The sequence below is a fragment of the Streptosporangium album genome (assembly GCF_014203795.1).
In the GTDB taxonomy this organism is placed as follows: Bacteria; Actinomycetota; Actinomycetes; order Streptosporangiales; family Streptosporangiaceae; genus Streptosporangium; species Streptosporangium album.
Genome location: NZ_JACHJU010000002.1, coordinates 939964 through 957505, shown reverse-complemented (window position 1 = coordinate 957505; position 17542 = coordinate 939964). Strand labels below are relative to the sequence as shown.

The window sequence follows — 17542 nt, the reverse complement described above, 5'->3', positions numbered from 1 at the left end:
GCTTCCATGGATTCAACCACTCGTTCCTCGGCAGTCAGGGACGGACTGGGCGTGGGGATCGCCGTGGGACTGTCCGGGCTGGCGTTCGGCGCCGCCGCGGTCACCGCCGGGCTGAGCGTCGCGCAGGCGTGCGTGCTGAGCCTGTTCGCCTTCACCGGAGCCTCGCAGTTCGCCATGGCGGGGGTCGTCGCGGGGGGCGGCAGCCTGATCGCGGGCACGGCGGGCGCGCTGCTGCTCGGAGTCCGCAACGGACTGTACGGGCTGCGCATGTCCGATCTGCTGGGGGCCCGCGGCTGGCGCAGGCTCCCGACGGCCCACGGCGTGATCGACGAGACGACGGCGGTGGCCCTGGCCCAGCCCGACGACCGGTCGGCCAGGACCGGGTTCCTCGTCACGTTCGTCAGCCTCTACCTGACCTGGAACGCCACCACCCTGCTCGGCGCGGTGGGCACCTCCCGGGTGGCCGACCCCGCCGTGTTCGGTCTGGACGCGGTGGGCCCGGCGACGTTCCTGGCCATTCTCTGGCCCCGGCTGGCCGGAGGCGGCCCCGAGAGCCGCACGTTGCGGCTGATCGCCGGCGGCGGCGCGGCGATCGCACTGGCCGCGACCCCGTTCGCCCCGCCGGGCGTACCCGTGCTGATCGCGGCGGTGGCCGTGCTCGCCGTGATCCTGAGGAGCCCGAAGTGAGTGTCTGGTGGGCCATCGTCGTGACCTGCGCGGGCTGCTACGCCCTGAAGCTCGCCGGGCTGTCGGCCCCGCGCCGGGTGCTCGACCATCCGACGGTGCAGCGCTTCGCCGCCCTGGTCCCGGTGGCGCTGCTCGCCGCGCTGATCGCGGTGCAGACCTTCGCTCACGGTCAGGCGCTCCACTTCGACCTGCCGCGCACCGCCGGGCTCGGGGCCGCCGCCGTCGCCCTGCTGCTGCGCGCCCCCTTCCTGGTCGTGCTCGCCACGGCGGCCGTCGTCACGGCCGCGCTACGCTGGCTCGTCGCATGATCGGAGGCGGGGATCGGCCCGCCTGAACTCTCCGCCGCGCACCGGTCTCACGGGTAAATTTTTTGCCATATCACCACAACATTGCCCATACGGTGTGACAGGTACGGATTGTCCACGTCAAACGCGGGTAGGCGGAAACCCATGTCCGACTCTCAGGTGATCATCGGCGCTCGGTACCGGCTGCTGGAACGCATCGGCCGCGGGGGCATGGGCACCGTCTGGCGGGCCCGGGACGAGGTGCTCGGCAGGGACGTGGCGGTCAAGGAGGTCATCCCCTCTCCCGACCTGACCGGCCCCGAACGGGAGGTGTTCACCGTGCGGACGCTGCGGGAGGCCCGCGCCGCCGGGCGGATCGGCCACCCGGGTGTCGCGACGGTCTACGACGTGTTCGAGGAGGACGGGCGTCCGTGGATCGTGATGCAGCTCGTGGACTCCCGGACGCTCGGAGCCGTGGTCCGGGAGGACGGGCCGCTGCCACCCGCCCGGGCGGCACAGATCGGATTCGAGGTGCTCGCGGCACTGCTCGCCGCGCACCGGGCGGGCGTGCTGCACCGTGACGTGAAGCCTGACAACGTGCTGCTCGCCAAGAACGGGCGGGCCGTGCTCACGGACTTCGGTATCGCGGTGCTCGAAGGCGACTCGTCGGTGACGCGGACCGGAGCCCTCATCGGCACCCCGGCTTTCATCGCGCCGGAACGGGCGAGCGGGGGCCCGGCGGAGTTCGCCTCCGACATGTGGTCGCTGGGCGTGACGCTCTACATGGCGGTGGAGGGCCGTTCTCCCTTCGAGCGCGCCCATCCGCTGGCGACGCTCAGCGCGGTCGTGCACCAGGATCCGGCTCCGCTGAGGTCCGCCGGGCCACTGGGGCCGGTGATCTTCGGCCTGCTCCGCAAGGACCCCGCGCAGCGCATGTCGGCCCAGGACGTGCAGGTCCGCCTGCGGGCGATCGTCAACGGGACCGAGCCGCAGCCCACCGCGCCGATCCAGCTCCCGGTCCAGGCGACCGCGCCGGTGGCCGAGCCCTCCCCGGCCCCCTCCGCCGACGCCCCCGTGGCCCCCGTCGCGGGGCGGCGGAGGCGTCCGGCCGTCGTGGCCCTGACGGCGACGGTGGTCGCGGTCGTCCTGACCTCGGGCGCTGCGGCCTGGGTGGCCCTCAACTCCCCCACGGGGACGTCCACGAAGCCCCCCGCCTCCGCGAGCGTACCGGCCGAGGACGACACGCCGGCGAAGGAGAAGACCCAGCAGGCGCGGCTGCCCGCGCAGCGGAAAGAGCCCACACCGGACAGGAACGGGGCCGGGGGATACCGGCCGTCCGACCGTCCGGCCCAGGAGAAGCCCTGGCAGAACGGGCCGTCTCCGTCGAGCACGCCGACGCCGGCGCAGAAGGGCCCGGAGGACGACTCCGGGAAGAAGCCCGACAGAGACCCGGCCCAGGATCCCGGGCAGAAGCCCGGCAAGGGCTCTCAGGAGGGCTCCGACCAGGGCCAGGGCTCGGGAGACAACCCGGACCAGGGCCCCGGCACCTCCGGGGACGACGTCACCCAGGACCAGGGGCAGGCTCCGGACGGGTCGGTGGCCGAGCAGGCCGCCTTCCGCGGCGGAACGGACTCCCCCGGAAAGGGCGAGACCACGGCGGAGGGGAAAGCGAACGGCGGGTGACCCGCGCGGAGGCGGGTGACCGCTAGGACTCGCTGCCGACGACCTTCAGCGCGTGGGCCAGGTCATCGGGGTAGTCGGTGACGAAGGAGACCCACTCGCCCGTCGCGGGATGCTCGAAGGCCAGGGAGACCGCGTGCAGCCACTGCCGGGACATGCCCAGCCGCACGGCCAGCGTGGGATCCGCGCCGTACATCATGTCGCCGACGCAGGGGTGGCGCAGCGCCGACATGTGCACCCGGATCTGGTGGGTCCGGCCGGTCTCCAGCTTGATGTCCAGCAGCGACGCCGCGCGGAACGCCTCGATCGTGTCGTAGTGGGTGACCGACTCCTTGCCCCCGGCCACGACCGCGAACCGGCCGTCTCCGGAAGGGTGCCGGTCGATCGGCGCGTCGACGGTGCCGCGCAGCGGATCGGGGTGGCCCTGGACCAGCGCGTGGTAGCGCTTGTCGACGGTGCGCTCTTTGAAGGCCCGCTTGAGATGCGAGTAGGCGTGCTCGCTCTTGGCCACGACCATCGCGCCGGTGGTGTTGGCATCCAATCGGTGCACGATCCCCTGGCGCTCGGCGGCGCCGCTCGTCGCCACCCGGTGCCCGGTGCCGAGCAGCCCGCCGATCACGGTGGGCCCGGTCCACCCGGTGGTCGGATGGGCGGCCACGCCGATGGGCTTGTTGACGACCACGATGTCGTCGTCCTCATAAATGATCTTCATGCCGGGGACGGGCTCCGCCACGGGCATCGGCGCGGTGGGCGGCGGCGGCAGGCTGACCTCCAGCCACGCGCCGGCGTGGACCCGGTCGGACTTGGCGGCGGGCGAGCCGTCCACCAGCACGTCGCCGGAGACGATCAGCTCGGCCGCGCGCGTGCGCGAGAGGCCGAACAGCCGGGACAGGGCGGCGTCGAGGCGCTCGCCCTCCAGACCCTCGGGGACCGGGAGGCTCCGCTGCTCAGCCATCGCTCTTCTTCTCTCCCGTGTCACGCGTGCCGTCGATCTGGTAGCCCCGCCAGGCGAGGAAGACGGCCAGGATTCCGCCGCAGACGATCGCCGAGTCGGCGACGTTGAAGACCGGGAAGTGCCCCGGGAAGGTCTCGATGAAATCGACCACGTGTCCCTGGAACGGTGACGGCCTGCCGAAGCCCGAGGGCCAGCGGAGGACGCGGTCGGTCAGGTTTCCGAACGCCCCGCCGAGCATCAGGCCGAGCGTGACCGCCCACGGCAGGCTGCGCAGTTGCCGCGCGGTGCGCAGGATCGCGATCACCACTCCGGTCGCGACGAACGTGAAGACGATCGTCATGCCGGTGCCGATGCTGAACGCGGCCCCGGAGTTAAAAATGACCCGGAATTGGAGCAATCCGGGGATGACGACAAGCGGCTCCTCGCCTTCGAGCGTCTTCAACACGACGGTCTTCGTGACCAGGTCGAGTATGTAGACGATCGGGGCGATCGCCGCCAGCACGGCGATCCGCCGCACCCCGGACGGGGCGACCGAGGCCGCCCCGTCGACGGTGTCGCCGGTCAGCGGCGCTCCTCCCGCTGCTTGCAGGCCACGCACAGCGTCGCCCTCGGGAACGCCTGAAGACGCTCCTTGCCGATCGGCTTGTGGCACGATTCGCACACTCCGTAGGTTCCCGCGTCGATCCGGGCGATCGCCCGCTCGTTCTGCGCGACCAGGTCGCGTGAATTCAGGGTAAGGGCGATCTCGCGTTCCCGTTCATACGTGCGGGCCCCGGCATCCGCCTGGTCGTCTCCCGCACCGTCGGCCACATCACTTGAGGCGATCTCGGTCTCGGCCTTACTGATCTCCCGGTTCAGCTCCTGGATCTCTGTGGCCAGTCGCTCGCGGACCTCCGCGAGCTCCTCGGCCGACCAGGTGACGACGGTACTGTCCTTCGACGGCGCTACCGCGCTCCCGTCTGCGCGTACAGTCGCGGCCATGTCGGCCTCCTTGCTCGATCGGACCGTATCCAATGCGGTAAACGGTGCGGGCAGCCTAGGTCTTTCATAACAGAACGGCAAACGACCCGCCGTGATGTTTACCACTCCCGTAACATCCGGCACCTTCCTCCCGATTCCCGCGCGCCCTCGACAACCGGGAAGCTTTGGGCAGGCCGGTGCGTTATCGTTTGAGTTCGCAAGGCGTTGATGGGGACAGCCACCTCCGTGCCCCCTCGCACGAGCGACCCGGGGACGGTGTGAGCCCGGGGCGAGGCCCGGAGGGAGAATCACCCCGGAGCCGCCGGAAGAACGGTTCTCGCGACCCAGTAGACCCGGCAGCGGACCAAAGTAAGAGGGCCTTCTCTCGAGAAGGTCAAGGAGGGTGGTACCGCGGGGCCGTCACGGCTTCGTCCCTCCACGCCACTGCCGGCTCCAGCGTGGAGGTCCCACCCGTCATGTCCGCCTATTTCCGTTCTCTTCCCGCGCAGGTCGACCTGCCCGCGCTTGAACACGAGGTGCTCGACCGCTGGCGGGACGGCAAGATCTTCGAGCGCTCGGTCGAGCAGAACACCGGCGGCCCCAACTGGGTCTTCTACGAGGGCCCGCCCACCGCCAACGGCATGCCCGGCGTGCACCACGTCGAGGCCCGCGTCTTCAAGGACCTCTTCCCCCGCTACAAGTCGATGCAGGGCTACAGCGTGCCCCGCAAGGCGGGCTGGGACTGCCACGGCCTGCCCGTCGAGGTGGCCGTCGAGAAAGAGCTCGGCCTGTCCGGCAAGAAGGACATCGAGGCGTACGGCGTCGCCGAGTTCAACGACAGGTGCCGCGCGTCGGTGCTCCGGCACGTGGACGCCTTCGAGGACATGACCGAGCGGATGGGCTACTGGATCGACCTGTCCCAGGCCTACCGCACGATGGATCCCGCCTACGTGGAGTCCGTCTGGTGGTCTCTCAAGGTCATCTTCGACAAGGACCTGCTGTTCCGCGACTTCCGGATCACCCCCTACTGCCCGCGCTGCGGCACTGGCCTGTCCGACCACGAGCTCGGCCAGCCGGGCGGCTACGAGACCGTCTCCAGCCCGTCGGTCTACGTCCGCATGCCCGCCACCTCGGGCCCGCTGGCCGACCTCGGCGCCTCGCTGCTGATCTGGACCACCACTCCCTGGACGCTGGTCTCCAACACCGCGGTGGCCGTGCACCCCGACGTGACCTACGTGGCGGCGCGTCCCGCCGGATCCGACGAGGTGCTGGTGGTGGCCGAGCCGCTGCTGGTCTCCGCGCTGGGCGAGGGCGCCGAGGTGCTGGCCACCTTCCAGGGCGCGGAGCTGGAGCACACCACCTACTCCCGCCCCTTCGACCTGGTCGACATCCCCGGCGCGCACTACGTGGTGCTCGGCTACTACGTCACCACCGAGGACGGCACCGGCCTGGTCCACCAGGCCCCCGCCTTCGGCGCCGACGACCTGACGACCTGCAAGCGGTACGGCCTGCCGGTGGTCAACCCGATCGGTCCCGACGGGCGCTTCCTCGACAGCGTCCCGCAGGTGGGCGGGCAGTTCTTCAAGGAGGCCGACGAGGGCCTCACCGAGGATCTGCGGGCCCGCGGCCTGCTCTACCGGGGCGGCCACTTCGAGCACAGCTACCCGCACTGCTGGCGCTGCCACACCGCGCTGCTCTACTACGCGCTCCCCGCCTGGTACATCCGCACCACGGCGATCAAGGAGCAGCTCCTCGCCGAGAACGAGAAGACCAACTGGTACCCCGAGACGATCAAGTGGGGCCGCTTCGGCGAATGGCTGCGCAACAACGTCGACTGGTCGCTGTCGCGGTCACGTTACTGGGGCACCCCGCTGCCGCTGTGGATCTGCTCCGCCGACGAGTCGCACGTCACCTGCGTCGGCTCGCTGGAGGAGCTGGGCCAGCTGTCGGGCCAGGACGTCTCCGCGCTCGACCCGCACCGCCCCTACGTGGACGACGTCGCCCTGCCCTGCCCCACCTGCGGGGCCGAGGCACGCCGGGTGCCGGACGTGATCGACGCCTGGTACGACTCGGGGTCGATGCCGTTCGCCCAGTGGGGCGCACCGCACCGCAACGCCGACATGCTCGAGGCGGCCTACCCCGCGCAGTTCATCTGCGAGGCCACCGACCAGACGCGTGGCTGGTTCTACTCGCTGATGGCGGTCGGCACGCTCGTCTTCGGCAAGTCGTCGTACGAGAACGTACTCTGCCTCGGCCTGATCCTCGCCGAGGACGGCCGCAAGATGAGCAAGCACCTGGGCAACGTGCTGGAGCCGCTCTCGCTGATGGACGACCACGGCGCCGACGCGCTGCGCTGGTACATGGCCTGCGCCGGTTCGCCGTGGGCGGCCCGCCGGGTGGGGCACGGCGCGCTGGAGGAGATCGTCCGCAAGGTCCTGCTGACCTACTGGAACACCGCGTCGTTCTTCACGCTCTACGCCAACGCCGAGTCGTGGTCGCCGTCCATGCTCGCCGAGGCCCCGCCGCCCGCCGAGCGACCGCTGATCGACCGCTGGGCGCTGGCCGAGCTGCACCGGACGGTGGCCGAGGTCACCGCGTCGCTGGACGAGTTCGACACCGCCCGGGTCGGGCGGCGGCTGGCGGACTTCCTCGACGACCTGTCCAACTGGTACGTGCGGCGCTCCCGCCGCCGTTTCTGGTCCGGTGACGCCTCGGCGTTCGCCACGCTGTACGAATGCCTGGAGACCGTCACCCGGCTGATGTCGCCGGTGGTGCCGTTCATCACCGACTACGTCTGGGACGTGCTCCGCGACGCCGGCAGCCCCGTCTCGGTCCACCTGTCCACCTGGCCCTCCGTGACCGAGGATCTGCTGGACCCCGCGCTCTCGGAGCAGATGGCACTGGTCCGCCGCCTGGTGGAGCTGGGCCGCTCGGCCCGCGCCTCCAGCGGGGTCAAGACCCGCCAGCCGCTCGGCCGCGCGCTGGTGGGTGCCCGCGGCTGGGCCGCGCTCTCCCCCGAGCTGCGTGAGCTGATCGCCGACGAGCTCAACGTGCAGGGACTGGAGGATCTGTCGGGCATGGGGGCCGACCTGGTCTCCTTCACGGTCAAGCCCAACTTCCGGGCGCTGGGCAAGAGGTTCGGCTCGCAGACCAAGCTGGTCGCCGCGGCCGTCACCGCCGCCGACGCCGGAGAGCTCGCCCGTGCCCTCCGCGCGGGGGCGGCGGTCTCGGTGGACGCCGGCGAGCTGGGGGCGGTCGAGCTGAGCGGCGAGGAAGTGATCGTCACCGAGCAGCCGAAGTCCGGCTGGGCCGTGGAGACCGGGGCCATCGGCACCGGCACCGGCGAGACGGTCGCCCTCGACCTGACCATCACCGACGACCTGCGCCGCTCCGGTCTGGTCCGCGATGTCGTCCGCCTGCTCCAGGAAGCCCGCAAGTCGACCGGCCTGTCCATCTCCGACCGGATCGACGTGTGGTGGTCCACCGGCGACGGCGACCTGGCCGAGGCGCTACGCACCCAGGGCGGAACGGTCTCCGGTGAGGTCCTCGCCGTCTCCCTCACCGAGGGCGCCGTCGACGGACTCCCCACCCACCACGACGCCGACCTCGGCCTGACCTTCCAGCTCCGCCGTACCGTCTGATCTCAGGCAGCCGGTCCCCTCCCCCGGAGGGGACCGGCGTGTGACAGCGCGAAGGGCCCCGGGAGGAAAATCCTCCCGGGGCCCTTCGCGCTGGTGCGGCCGATCCGGAGTGACGTCCGTGATCCGGCCGGTGTCCTCCCTAGCGGTCGGCCTGGCAGACCGAGCAGCCGCTCAGACCCGCCTCCTCGGCCTCGGCCCGGGGCATGGTCTCGATGCCGTCGCCGTCCGTGCCCTTGATGAGGGGGCAGATGGAGCTGTGGAAGCGGCGGGTGCCGACGATGACCTTGACCGTTCCCGCGTCCCCCGGTCCGGGCCCGTCCTGCACGGCCGGGATCCCGTGGGGAGCGGTGTCGGTGTCCTCGTCGTCCTCGTCGGGGGCTTCCTCGGGGACGTCTTCTTTCTGGCCGCCCACCGAGGTCTCCGTCTCCTCCGAGGTGGAGTCGGCCGACACCGGCTCCCCGGCGCGCCCGGGTGCGGTCTCAGCCGGCTCCACCGGCTCGGGGGTGCCGTCCGCCTCCGCGGACACGGGCTCACCGAGGGAATCCTGCTCCTCGGCGGAAGGCTCCCGCTCGGCAGGGCCGGGCGGGCCATCGGATCCGGCGGGCGTGGCCGGGGTCTCGTCCTCGGCCACACCGGGCCTTGCCTGGCTGTCGGGCTGGACGGGAGTCTCGGCCTTGGCGGGACCCGGGGGGACGGATTCCGGCTCCGCCGGCGCCTCGTCCCCGGAGTCATCGGATCCGGCCGGCGCCTCCGGGGCGGAAGTGACGGATGCGACCGTCTCGCGGCTGAACCAGCTGGTCGCGGCGGAGTCGTCGGAGGTCTGCGACGGGGGCACCGCGGACGGCTCCTGCACCGGCCGGTCGGCGGGCTTGCCCGCACGCAGCGGCGGTGCCGGTTCCTGGGGCTGTGCCGGCCCCTGAGAGGCCGGGGAGCCCTGGGCGTAGGGCCGGGCCTCGGCGGCCTCCTGCGGGCTGGAGGAGGTGACAGGTCCGTACGGCGGATTGAAGCGGGCGGTGGCGGCGCCGGACTCACGGGTCTCACCGGCGGCGGGCTCCTGAGACGGCGTCGGGGACGCGGCCGGCTCCTGCGCCCCGCGGGAGGCGTCCCGCGGCTGGTTCTCGCGGGTGAGCTCGGGCAGGCACGTGGTACAGGGCGTGAAGCCCTCCTCCCGCGCCTCCTCGTGAGTGAGCTCCTCATGATCTCTGCCGGCCAGCTGCCTGCACCCGGCGACGTGGTACCGCTTGCGACCGGGGATCACCAGGACGATCGCCTGGGCGTCCAGGAGCCCCCGCCGCACGGCGGAGGCCCGCCCCGCCACCGGACTCATCCGGGGCTGGGGCGTGGCCGTCGCCGTCTGCCGCATGCCCTGTGGCGCCATCGCGTGCGGGGCCGAGGGGACATGCCGGTCGGACATCATGTGCGGTGCGGGCATCGGCCCGGCCGGGACCGGTCCCTTGGGCGGGAGCGGAGTCGACCCGGTGTGCCCACCGCTGGGGAACAGCTCATGGCGGCGCAACAACGCCCCGATCACCAGGAAGACCGCGGACAGCACGCTGACCGCGATCGACCACATGACCAGAAAGGCTTGGCCCAGCACAAATCCCGCGATGAGCAGGACGATGGCCGTGACCACCAAACCAGCGCTGATAAGGATCACAGAACAACTCCCGGATACGGGTCAGAGGGAATGACCCGACACCCTAGCGGCGGTCGTTGTGCGGACCGTCAACGCCCTGGAAGGCGCCCGAATGCTGCGACGGCTCACCGCCGAACGGGTTGGGGCCACCCTGGATCGGCTGCGGACCACCCTGAGGAACGGAGTGCGACATGGCCGGGGGGCCGCCCACCATGGGGAACCCGCCACTGCCCTCGGCAGCCACGTTCAGCTCGGCGAGCTGGTTCTCCAGGTAGAGCTTCAGGCGGCTGCGGTACTCGCGCTCGAAGCTGCGGAGCTCCTCGACCTTGCGCTCGAGCTCGTCGCGGGTCTGCACCAGCGAGCCCATGGCCTGCCGGTGCCGTTCCTGCGCGTCACGTTCCAGCGTCTCGGCGCGGGAGCGGGCGTCACCGATGACCTGCTCGGCCTGTCGACGCGCCTTGCCGAGGATGTCGTCGGCCTCGCGACGTGCCCGGGTCACCGTCTCGTCCGCCTCCCGGCGGGCATCGGCGATCGCCTGGTCGGCCGTCTGCTGGGCCAGCGCGAGCACGCGGGCAGCGGTGTCCATGTTGTCCTCAGCAGGGGGCATTCCCATACCAACGGGAACAGGCTGCTGGTGCTGCACCGGCTCGGGGGCACGCATGGGCTCCGGCTGCGGCATCATCATCTCGGGCTTGGGCTCGGCGACGGGGGCGGGCGCCATGGCCATCCCCATCCCGCCGGGCACCTTGCCCCGCAGGCACTCCGCAAGCTTGGCGCGGAGCTCCTCGTTCTCCTGGATGAGACGGTCCAGCTCGGACTCCACCTCATCGAGGAAGGCGTCTACCTCTTCCTCGTCGTAACCCGGCCTGAGCCGGGTCGTACTGAATTGCTTGTTCCGCACATCAGCGGGCGTCAGCGGCATTTCGGTCTCCTTGGCGCGCTTGGAGTCTGTCCGGAGGGACGGTACCCGATCAACGAAGCGCGGACACGAGTTGGATCAAGACCAAGACCACAATGAACAGCACTGTGAAGCTTAGGTCAAAGGCCACCGTACCTAACCGGAGTGGTGGAATGAAACGGCGGAGGAACTTGAGAGGTGGGTCGGTCACCGTGTATACGGCCTCCGCCAGAACGAGGACGACCCCTGTCGGCCGCCATTGACGCGCGAACGCCTGTACCGTCTCAAAGATCATTCTGCCGATCAGCAGAACGAGGTAGAGGGACAGGACAAGGACCAAGATCTCGCTAACGATCCCCACGGTCTGTCCCCGCCTCCACTTCGCTCCGCCATCCCCGGTCTTGTCGGGACCTGTCCGGCCAGTCACTGTTCATGGTGGAACTCTAGCTCTGGTTGAAGAACCCGCGTTCCGCGATTCGGGCCTTGTCCTCGGCGGTCACCTCGACATTGGCAGGGGACAACAGGAACACCTTGTTGGTAACACGTTCAATGCTGCCATGTAGGCCAAAGACAAGACCTGCCGCGAAATCGACTAGGCGCTTGGCATCGCTGTCAACCATCTCGGTCAGGTTCATGATGACCGGGGTGCCGTCACGGAAGTGTTCACCGATTGTCCGCGCCTCGTTGTAGGTGCGGGGATGAAGCGTCGTGATACGCGCCAGATCGGTCGTGCGGCGCTCTATGACAGCCGTCGCGGGCCTCGGGGCGGGCACGCCGGGGTCAGTGTCGTCATCGCGGTCGTGGACCGTGCCAGGCCGCTCGTCGCCGACCCTCCGCGAGTCGTCGAAGTCGTCGTACTCGTCGTCGGAATAGCTGTCATATCTCTCGTAGCGGTCGTCCTCCACAAGACCGAGGTAGACCGCCATCTTGCGCATCGCGCCGGCCATCGCTACTTCTTCCTCCGCCTTACTCCGATTTGCCCGGGGCGGTAGCCGCACCCCCTTGGAGCTCACCACCGATCGACCTCTATCTGGATACGCGGACGCCAAGGTCCACTTGAAGGGACATTACCTGACTAAGGGCTTCCTGCGACCGAGCAACGCCGTACCGACACGCAGGTGTGTCGCGCCATTCGCAATAGCCTCGGACATATCACCGCTCATACCTGCCGAGATGACGTCGGCTCCCGGGTGGGCATCCCGTACGGTCTGCGCGATCTTCCGCAACTCCGCGAAGGCCCGGCCCGGCTCCCCGCCCAGAGGCGCCACCGCCATCACCCCGCCCAGACGCAGGCCCGGGGCGGCGGCGAGGGCCTCCGCCAGCGCGGGCACGTCCTGTGGCCGCGCGCCGCCCCGCCCGGGATCGCCGTCCAGGGCGACCTGCACCAGGCAGACGACCTCCCGGCCCGCCCTGACCGCCTCCTGGCTGAGTGCGGCCACCAGGCGTGGGCGGTCCACCGAGTGGACGACGTCGGCATAGCCGACCACGGAACGGGCCTTGTTGGTCTGCAACTGGCCGACGAAGTGCCAGACGAGGCCGAGCCCGGCGCATTCGTGCGCCTTTGCCGCCGCCTCCTGGTCGCGGTTCTCCCCCACGTCCGTCACGCCCAGCGCGGCCAGCAGACGCACGTCAGAGGCGGGATAGGTCTTGCTCACCGCGATGAGTGTCAGCTCGTCACGGGCACGGCCGGCGGCCCGGCAGGCTTCGGCGATCTCCGCCTCGACCCGGGCCAGACCGGCCGCGATCTCATCACGTCGTGTTGCTTCCGTCACATCTCCGCCGTTCAGTTACCGACAAACCGGCGGAATCCATCTTCCCTGCTCCAGCCGAGTGATCCGTCGCTCACCCGGCCGTGAGGAATGTCACTTCAGGAAGTCGGGAACGTCGAGCTCCTCTTCCTGCTCCTCGAAGATCACCGGACGCCGGCGGGCGGGGTCGGAGAGCCTCGCGGAGATGGGGGTGGGCTGTGACGGCTCGGGAGCCGGGCGCGGGATGGACACCGGCGGGGCCGGCGGCTCGTCAGCGCGGGGCTGCTCAGCCTGCTCAGCGGGGAGATGCGCCGGCGGCTGGGCGGGGTGGATCTGCTGAACCGGCTGCGGGGCGGGCGGTATCGGCATCTCCGCCGGGGCGGACGAGGGGCCGGCGACCGGCCGGGCGTGCGGCTGTGGTTGCTCGGCCCTCGGCTCGGGCCGGAGCTCGGTCTTCACCGTGGGAGGCGCCGGGCGGGCCGGTGGGGCCGCGGGGGCCGGACGCGGCGCCGGCTGCTGACGGGCGGCCGGCTGCGGCATGACGGCCTTGGTCTCCGCGACGGGCTCGTCGAACCCCGCCGCGATCACCGTGACACGCACCTCGTCGCCGAGGGCGTCGTCGATGACCGTGCCGAAGATGATGTTGGCGTCCGGCGCCGCGGCGTTGGAGACGAGCTGAGCCGCCTCGTTGATCTCGAACAGGCCGAGGTCCGAACCGCCGGCGATCGAGAGCAGCACGCCGTGCGCGCCGTCGATGCTGGCCTCCAGCAGCGGGCTGGAGACGGCCATCTCGGCCGCCGCGACCGACCGGTCGTCACCGCGCGCATGGCCGATGCCCATGAGCGCCGAGCCTGCGCCGGACATGACCGACTTCACATCGGCGAAGTCGAGGTTGATCAGACCCGGAGTGGTGATGAGGTCGGTGATGCCCTGGACACCGGAGAGCAGCACCTGGTCGGCCGCCTTGAAGGCGTCCAGCACGCTCACCTGCCGATCGGAGATCGACAGCAGCCGGTCGTTCGGGATCACGATGAGGGTGTCGACCTCCTCGCGGAGGGTCTCTATGCCCGCCTCGGCCTGCATCGCCCTGCGCCGGCCCTCGAAGCTGAAGGGCCGGGTGACCACGCCGATGGTCAGCGCGCCCAGCGAGCGTGCGATGTTGGCCACCACCGGGGCGCCGCCGGTGCCTGTGCCACCCCCTTCTCCGGCGGTGACGAACACCATGTCGGCGCCCTTGATGACCTCTTCGATCTCCTCGCGGTGGTCCTCGGCCGCCTTGCGCCCGACTTCGGGGTTGGCCCCCGCGCCGAGGCCGCGGGTGAGCTCACGCCCGACATCGAGCTTGACGTCGGCGTCACTCATCAGCAGCGCCTGAGCGTCGGTATTGATGGCGATGAACTCGACGCCCTTGAGTCCCTCCTCGATCATCCGGTTGACGGCGTTGACTCCGCCTCCGCCGATTCCTACAACCTTGATGACCGCGAGGTAGTTCTGCGGTGCTGCCACGACGAGGGGCCTTTCCGCTCGTTGACTTGCAATTTCATGCGGCACGGGGCCCGTGCCGTCGTTTCCAAAACCCTCACCCTCAAGTTGAGATTTAGATTTATGTCAACCTGAGGAGTGATACGGACAGTAGGAGTTACGCTCCAGGCGGGTCAACTAACCGCGCCGCAAGCGCGCCCGGCGTGTCGCAGGCCGTCCTTTTCCGGGAGCGCGCGCGACCGGCCAAGATCACTTCACCGTCACGACGTCGGGCGAGCTCACGTCATAGGTGTCGGCCGGACGTTTCAGCAGCGTAACGAGGATCTTCGCTTTGTCCGCCGCACGGTCCCGGCCGCCCCACATGACCGTGCGGCCGTCCTTCAGACGCAGCGAGACGGTCTCGGGCGAGGGGGCGAGCATCTCGGCGATCCGCGGAATCAGATCATCCGGCATTGCCTCCATGACCGCCAGCGCCGCGCCGGTCGCCGGATCGCCGACCTGCGGATGGTCCACGCGTAGCACCGGAAGCGTCGGCGGCGCGACATCCCTGACCTCGGTCATCACGCCATGGCGGTCCATGAGGGCGTAGCGGGTGCCGACCGGCACCACCACGACCGGCTCACGCTCCACGACCTCCACCACCAGCGTGCCAGGCCAGCCGCGGCTGACCGTCACCGACTGGATCTGCCGGATCTTCATGATCCGCTCCTCGACCTCGGGCACATCCACGGTGGCCAGGGGCCTGCCCTCGGGCACCCCCGTCGCCTGCTGGATCTGCTGGGCGGGGATGCCGAGGTTTCCCCGCACCTGGATGTCCCGCACTCCGAGCACGGAGGAGAAGAACACCAGCCAGGCGGCGATGCCCACCACCCCCACGGTGAGCAGGGCCAGGAAGGCCGACCTCCACACCCCGTTCACCGCCTCACCCCGTCCGGCGGCCCGGGCTCCGGCGTCCCGCATCCCCTGCCGCGGGTCACCTGGCGGCCAGCTCCGCCACGATGCGGGGGCCCAACTCGGTCACGTCGCCCGCCCCCATGGTGAGCACGATGTCACCGGGCCGGGCCCGGTCGGCCACCAGGGCGGGGACCACGTCGCGCTGCGGCGCGTAGGTCACCTGACCGGGCGGAAGAGGGACCTTGCCCGCCACCAGGGCCCCGGAGACGCCCGGCTCGGGATCCTCACGGGCGCCGTAGACGTCCAGCACGATGACCTCGTCCGCCAGGCCGAGGGCCGTCGCGAACTCGTCGGCGAAGAATCTCGTCCGGGAGTAGAGGTGCGGCTGGAAGACCGCGACGACCCTGCCGGATCCGGAGAACGACGCCACCACGTCCCGCGCCGCGCGCAGGTCCGCGGCCAGCTCGGTAGGGTGATGCGCGTAGCTGTCGAAAACCGCCACTCCCCCGGCCTCGCCCTTGGCCTCGAAACGGCGCTTGGCTCCGGTGAAGGCGGCCAGGCCGTCTCGTATCTCGTCGAAGGACACACCCAGCTCCGACGCCACCGCGATGACCGCGGTGGCGTTGAGCGCGTTGTGACGGCCGGGTACGGCCAGCCTGACCTCTCCGCGGCCGTCGACCACGAAGGAGATGCCCAGGCCGTCGGGGACGATCCCGCTCACCCGGAAGTCGGCGTCCTCGGCCTCGCCGTACGTGATCACCTTCAGGTTCCGTGCGCGGGCGATGGGGATCAGCGCGGCCGAGCCGGGATCGTCGGCACAGATCACCATGGACGTGCCGACCCGCTCGACGAATCGGGCGAAACTGTCGTAGACCGCGCGCGGCTCACCGTAGTTGTCCAGGTGGTCCGGCTCCACGTTGGTGACCACGGCGATGTCCGGCGCCAGCATGAGGAAGGAGCCGTCGCTCTCGTCGGCTTCGGCGACGAACACCCCGCCCGCGCCTTCGTCCGCCCCCAGACCGGTGGTCACGAGCTGACCGCCGACGCAGTAGGACGGATCGACGCCGCACTTCTGCAGCGCCACCGTGAGCATGGAGGTCGTCGTGGTCTTGCCGTGGGTCCCGGCCAGGGCGACCCCGGTACGGCCCGCCATGACCGAGGCCAGCGCGGCGGCCCTGGGGATGACCCGCAGGCCCTGGCTGAGCGCCTCGCCCAGCTCGGGATTGGAGTCGCGGATCGCGGTGGAGACCACCACCGTGTCGACGTTCTTGATGTGCGAGGCGGCGTGGCCGATGTGGACCCTGCCGCCCAGCTCCCGCAGCTCGGTCACCATGTCCGAGCCGCGCGCGTCACTACCGGAGACCGGCACGCCCCGCTTGAGCAGGATGCGAGCGATGCCGGACATTCCGGCGCCGCCGATCCCGATGAAGTGGACGCGCCCGAGCTCCTCGGCCGCGACCGGATCCACCAACTTGACCAGACTCATCGGTCGCTCACCCCTCCTCATTCGCTACGCGGACGGCCCCGTCCCTCGACCGGCCCATCAGGCCCTCCCCCCCGCCGCGATCTGCAACACCCTGTGGGCGAGCGTCACATCGGCGTCTTTCCGGCCCATCCTGGAGGCGGCCTCCGACATGGTGACCACCCGCTCGGGGTCGGACAGGATGGGCAGGACGTTCTGGATGATCCACTCCGGTGTCAGGTCGGCGTCGTCGATCATGAGGCCGCCGCCGGCCTGCACGATCGGCTCGGCGTTGAGCCGCTGCTCCCCGTTTCCATGCGGAAGCGGGATGTAGGCGGCGGGCAGGCCCACCGCGGTCAGCTCGGCACACGTCATGGCGCCGCTGCGGCACAGGGCGAAGTCGGCCGCGGCGTAGGCCAGATCCATCCGGTCGACGTACTGCAGCGCGACGTACTGCGGGTCACCGGGCGGCGGCTCCTGCTCCAGCGTGTTCTTCGGGCCGATGACATGCAGGACCTGCACCCCCGCCCGGCGCAGCACCGGACCGGCCGCCAGGGCCGCCCGGTTGAGCGATCGTGCGCCCTGGGAGCCTCCGGTGACCAGCAACGTGGGCAGATCGGCCTCCAGGCCGAACCAGGAACGCGCCTTGTCACCCACGGAGAGCCTGTCCAGCGTGACGATCTCACGGCGGAGCGGGATGCCCACGTATTCGGCGTGGTTCAGCGGCGTGTTCTGGTGACCGGTGAACACGTGGTCGGTGAGCCGCGCGCCCAGCCGGTTGGCCAGGCCGGGTCGCGGGTTGGCCTCGTGCACCACGATCGGCACACCGCGCCGCCGCGCCGCGAGGTAGGCGGGGGTCGCCACGTAACCGCCGAAACCGACCAGCACGTCGGCCTGAACCCGGTCCATGATGCCGGCGGCGGCGCTGATGGCGCCCGCCAGCCGTCCGGGCACGGTCAGCAGCTGGGGCGTGATCGCCCGGGGCAGCGGCACCGCGGGCACGAGCTGCAGGTCGTAACCCCGGGCCGGCACCAGTCGCGTCTCCAGACCACGCTCTGTGCCAAGGCACGTGATCCCGATGTCGGGGACCAGTCGGCGGAGCGCGTCGGCAAGGGCCAACGCCGGCTCGATGTGACCGGCCGTCCCGCCGCCGGCGAGGACCACCCTCATGTCGGTCCTTTCACTTATCTCACTTATCGTCTTCCTTGGACCTGC

General features: G+C 70.5%; 16 protein-coding genes. 4 read left to right on the top strand and 12 right to left on the bottom strand.

Annotation, left to right across the window (positions count from 1 at the left end; translation table 11 throughout):
- The first annotated feature begins 6 nt into the window (after nt 1-6).
- From FHR32_RS28250 to FHR32_RS28240, 3 genes are all read left to right on the top strand, one after another.
- Complete coding sequence (locus FHR32_RS28250) at nt 7-687, top strand: AzlC family ABC transporter permease (protein WP_184757551.1); 681 nt, start codon at nt 7-9, stop codon at nt 685-687.
- Complete coding sequence (locus FHR32_RS28245) at nt 684-995, top strand: branched-chain amino acid transport AzlD family protein (RefSeq protein ID WP_184757550.1); 312 nt, start codon at nt 684-686, stop codon at nt 993-995. The genes FHR32_RS28250 and FHR32_RS28245 overlap by 4 nt, the downstream gene beginning before the upstream one ends.
- A 141-nt stretch (nt 996-1136) precedes the next feature.
- Complete coding sequence (locus FHR32_RS28240; protein WP_184757549.1) at nt 1137-2654, top strand: serine/threonine-protein kinase; 1518 nt, start codon at nt 1137-1139, stop codon at nt 2652-2654.
- A gap of 22 nt (nt 2655-2676) precedes the next feature.
- Here FHR32_RS28240 and FHR32_RS28235 read toward each other — a convergent pair whose 3' ends face one another.
- The 3 genes from FHR32_RS28235 to FHR32_RS28225 are packed head-to-tail and all read right to left on the bottom strand — an operon-like array spanning nt 2677 to nt 4587.
- Nucleotides 2677-3606, bottom strand: coding sequence for an RluA family pseudouridine synthase (locus tag FHR32_RS28235; RefSeq protein ID WP_184757548.1), 930 nt, complete (start codon nt 3604-3606; stop codon nt 2677-2679).
- The gene (locus FHR32_RS28230; protein WP_312882729.1) at nt 3599-4204 is read right to left on the bottom strand and encodes a signal peptidase II; all 606 of its coding nucleotides are present in this window, start codon (nt 4202-4204) and stop codon (nt 3599-3601) included. Before FHR32_RS28230 ends, FHR32_RS28235 begins: the two co-directional genes overlap by 8 nt.
- A complete protein-coding gene (locus FHR32_RS28225; RefSeq protein ID WP_184757547.1) occupies nt 4168-4587 on the bottom strand; it encodes a TraR/DksA family transcriptional regulator in 420 nt (139 codons plus the stop codon). Before FHR32_RS28225 ends, FHR32_RS28230 begins: the two co-directional genes overlap by 37 nt.
- 455 nt (nt 4588-5042) lie before the next feature.
- On the opposite strand from FHR32_RS28225, the gene ileS reads away from it, so the two are divergent.
- Entirely contained in the window at nt 5043-8207 is a 3165-nt protein-coding gene (gene ileS, locus FHR32_RS28220) for an isoleucine--tRNA ligase (protein WP_184757546.1), read from the top strand.
- A 139-nt stretch (nt 8208-8346) separates the two neighbouring features.
- Here ileS and FHR32_RS28215 read toward each other — a convergent pair whose 3' ends face one another.
- The 9 genes from FHR32_RS28215 to murG all read right to left on the bottom strand — a co-directional run bounded on the left by FHR32_RS28215 (nt 8347) and on the right by murG (nt 17497).
- A complete protein-coding gene (locus FHR32_RS28215) occupies nt 8347-9843 on the bottom strand; it encodes a hypothetical protein (protein ID WP_184757545.1) in 1497 nt (498 codons plus the stop codon).
- 64 nt (nt 9844-9907) lie between these two features.
- Nucleotides 9908-10765, bottom strand: coding sequence for a DivIVA domain-containing protein (locus FHR32_RS28210; RefSeq protein WP_184757544.1), 858 nt, complete (start codon nt 10763-10765; stop codon nt 9908-9910).
- Between the two features lie 49 nt (nt 10766-10814).
- The gene (locus FHR32_RS28205; RefSeq protein ID WP_184757543.1) at nt 10815-11102 is read right to left on the bottom strand and encodes a YggT family protein; all 288 of its coding nucleotides are present in this window, start codon (nt 11100-11102) and stop codon (nt 10815-10817) included.
- Nucleotides 11103-11184: 82 nt separating this feature from the next.
- Nucleotides 11185-11688: a cell division protein SepF gene (locus tag FHR32_RS28200; protein WP_184757542.1), complete on the bottom strand. Its 504-nt coding sequence runs from the start codon at nt 11686-11688 to the stop codon at nt 11185-11187.
- A gap of 120 nt (nt 11689-11808) precedes the next feature.
- The gene (locus tag FHR32_RS28195; protein WP_184757541.1) at nt 11809-12513 is read right to left on the bottom strand and encodes a YggS family pyridoxal phosphate-dependent enzyme; all 705 of its coding nucleotides are present in this window, start codon (nt 12511-12513) and stop codon (nt 11809-11811) included.
- Nucleotides 12514-12603: 90 nt separating this feature from the next.
- Nucleotides 12604-13995 carry a cell division protein FtsZ gene (gene ftsZ, locus FHR32_RS28190; RefSeq protein ID WP_184757540.1) on the bottom strand — a complete coding sequence of 464 codons (1392 nt, stop codon included), beginning with the start codon at nt 13993-13995 and terminating at the stop codon, nt 12604-12606.
- A gap of 225 nt (nt 13996-14220) precedes the next feature.
- Nucleotides 14221-14931, bottom strand: a complete 711-nt coding sequence (locus FHR32_RS28185; protein WP_221466241.1) for a cell division protein FtsQ/DivIB — start codon at nt 14929-14931, stop codon at nt 14221-14223.
- Between the two features lie 13 nt (nt 14932-14944).
- Entirely contained in the window at nt 14945-16351 is a 1407-nt protein-coding gene (gene murC / locus FHR32_RS28180; protein ID WP_184757539.1) for a UDP-N-acetylmuramate--L-alanine ligase, read from the bottom strand.
- A 57-nt stretch (nt 16352-16408) separates the two neighbouring features.
- On the bottom strand, nt 16409-17497 hold the full coding sequence (murG, locus tag FHR32_RS28175) for an undecaprenyldiphospho-muramoylpentapeptide beta-N-acetylglucosaminyltransferase (RefSeq protein ID WP_184757538.1): 1089 nt from the start codon (nt 17495-17497) through the stop codon (nt 16409-16411).
- Nucleotides 17498-17542 lie beyond the last annotated feature (45 nt).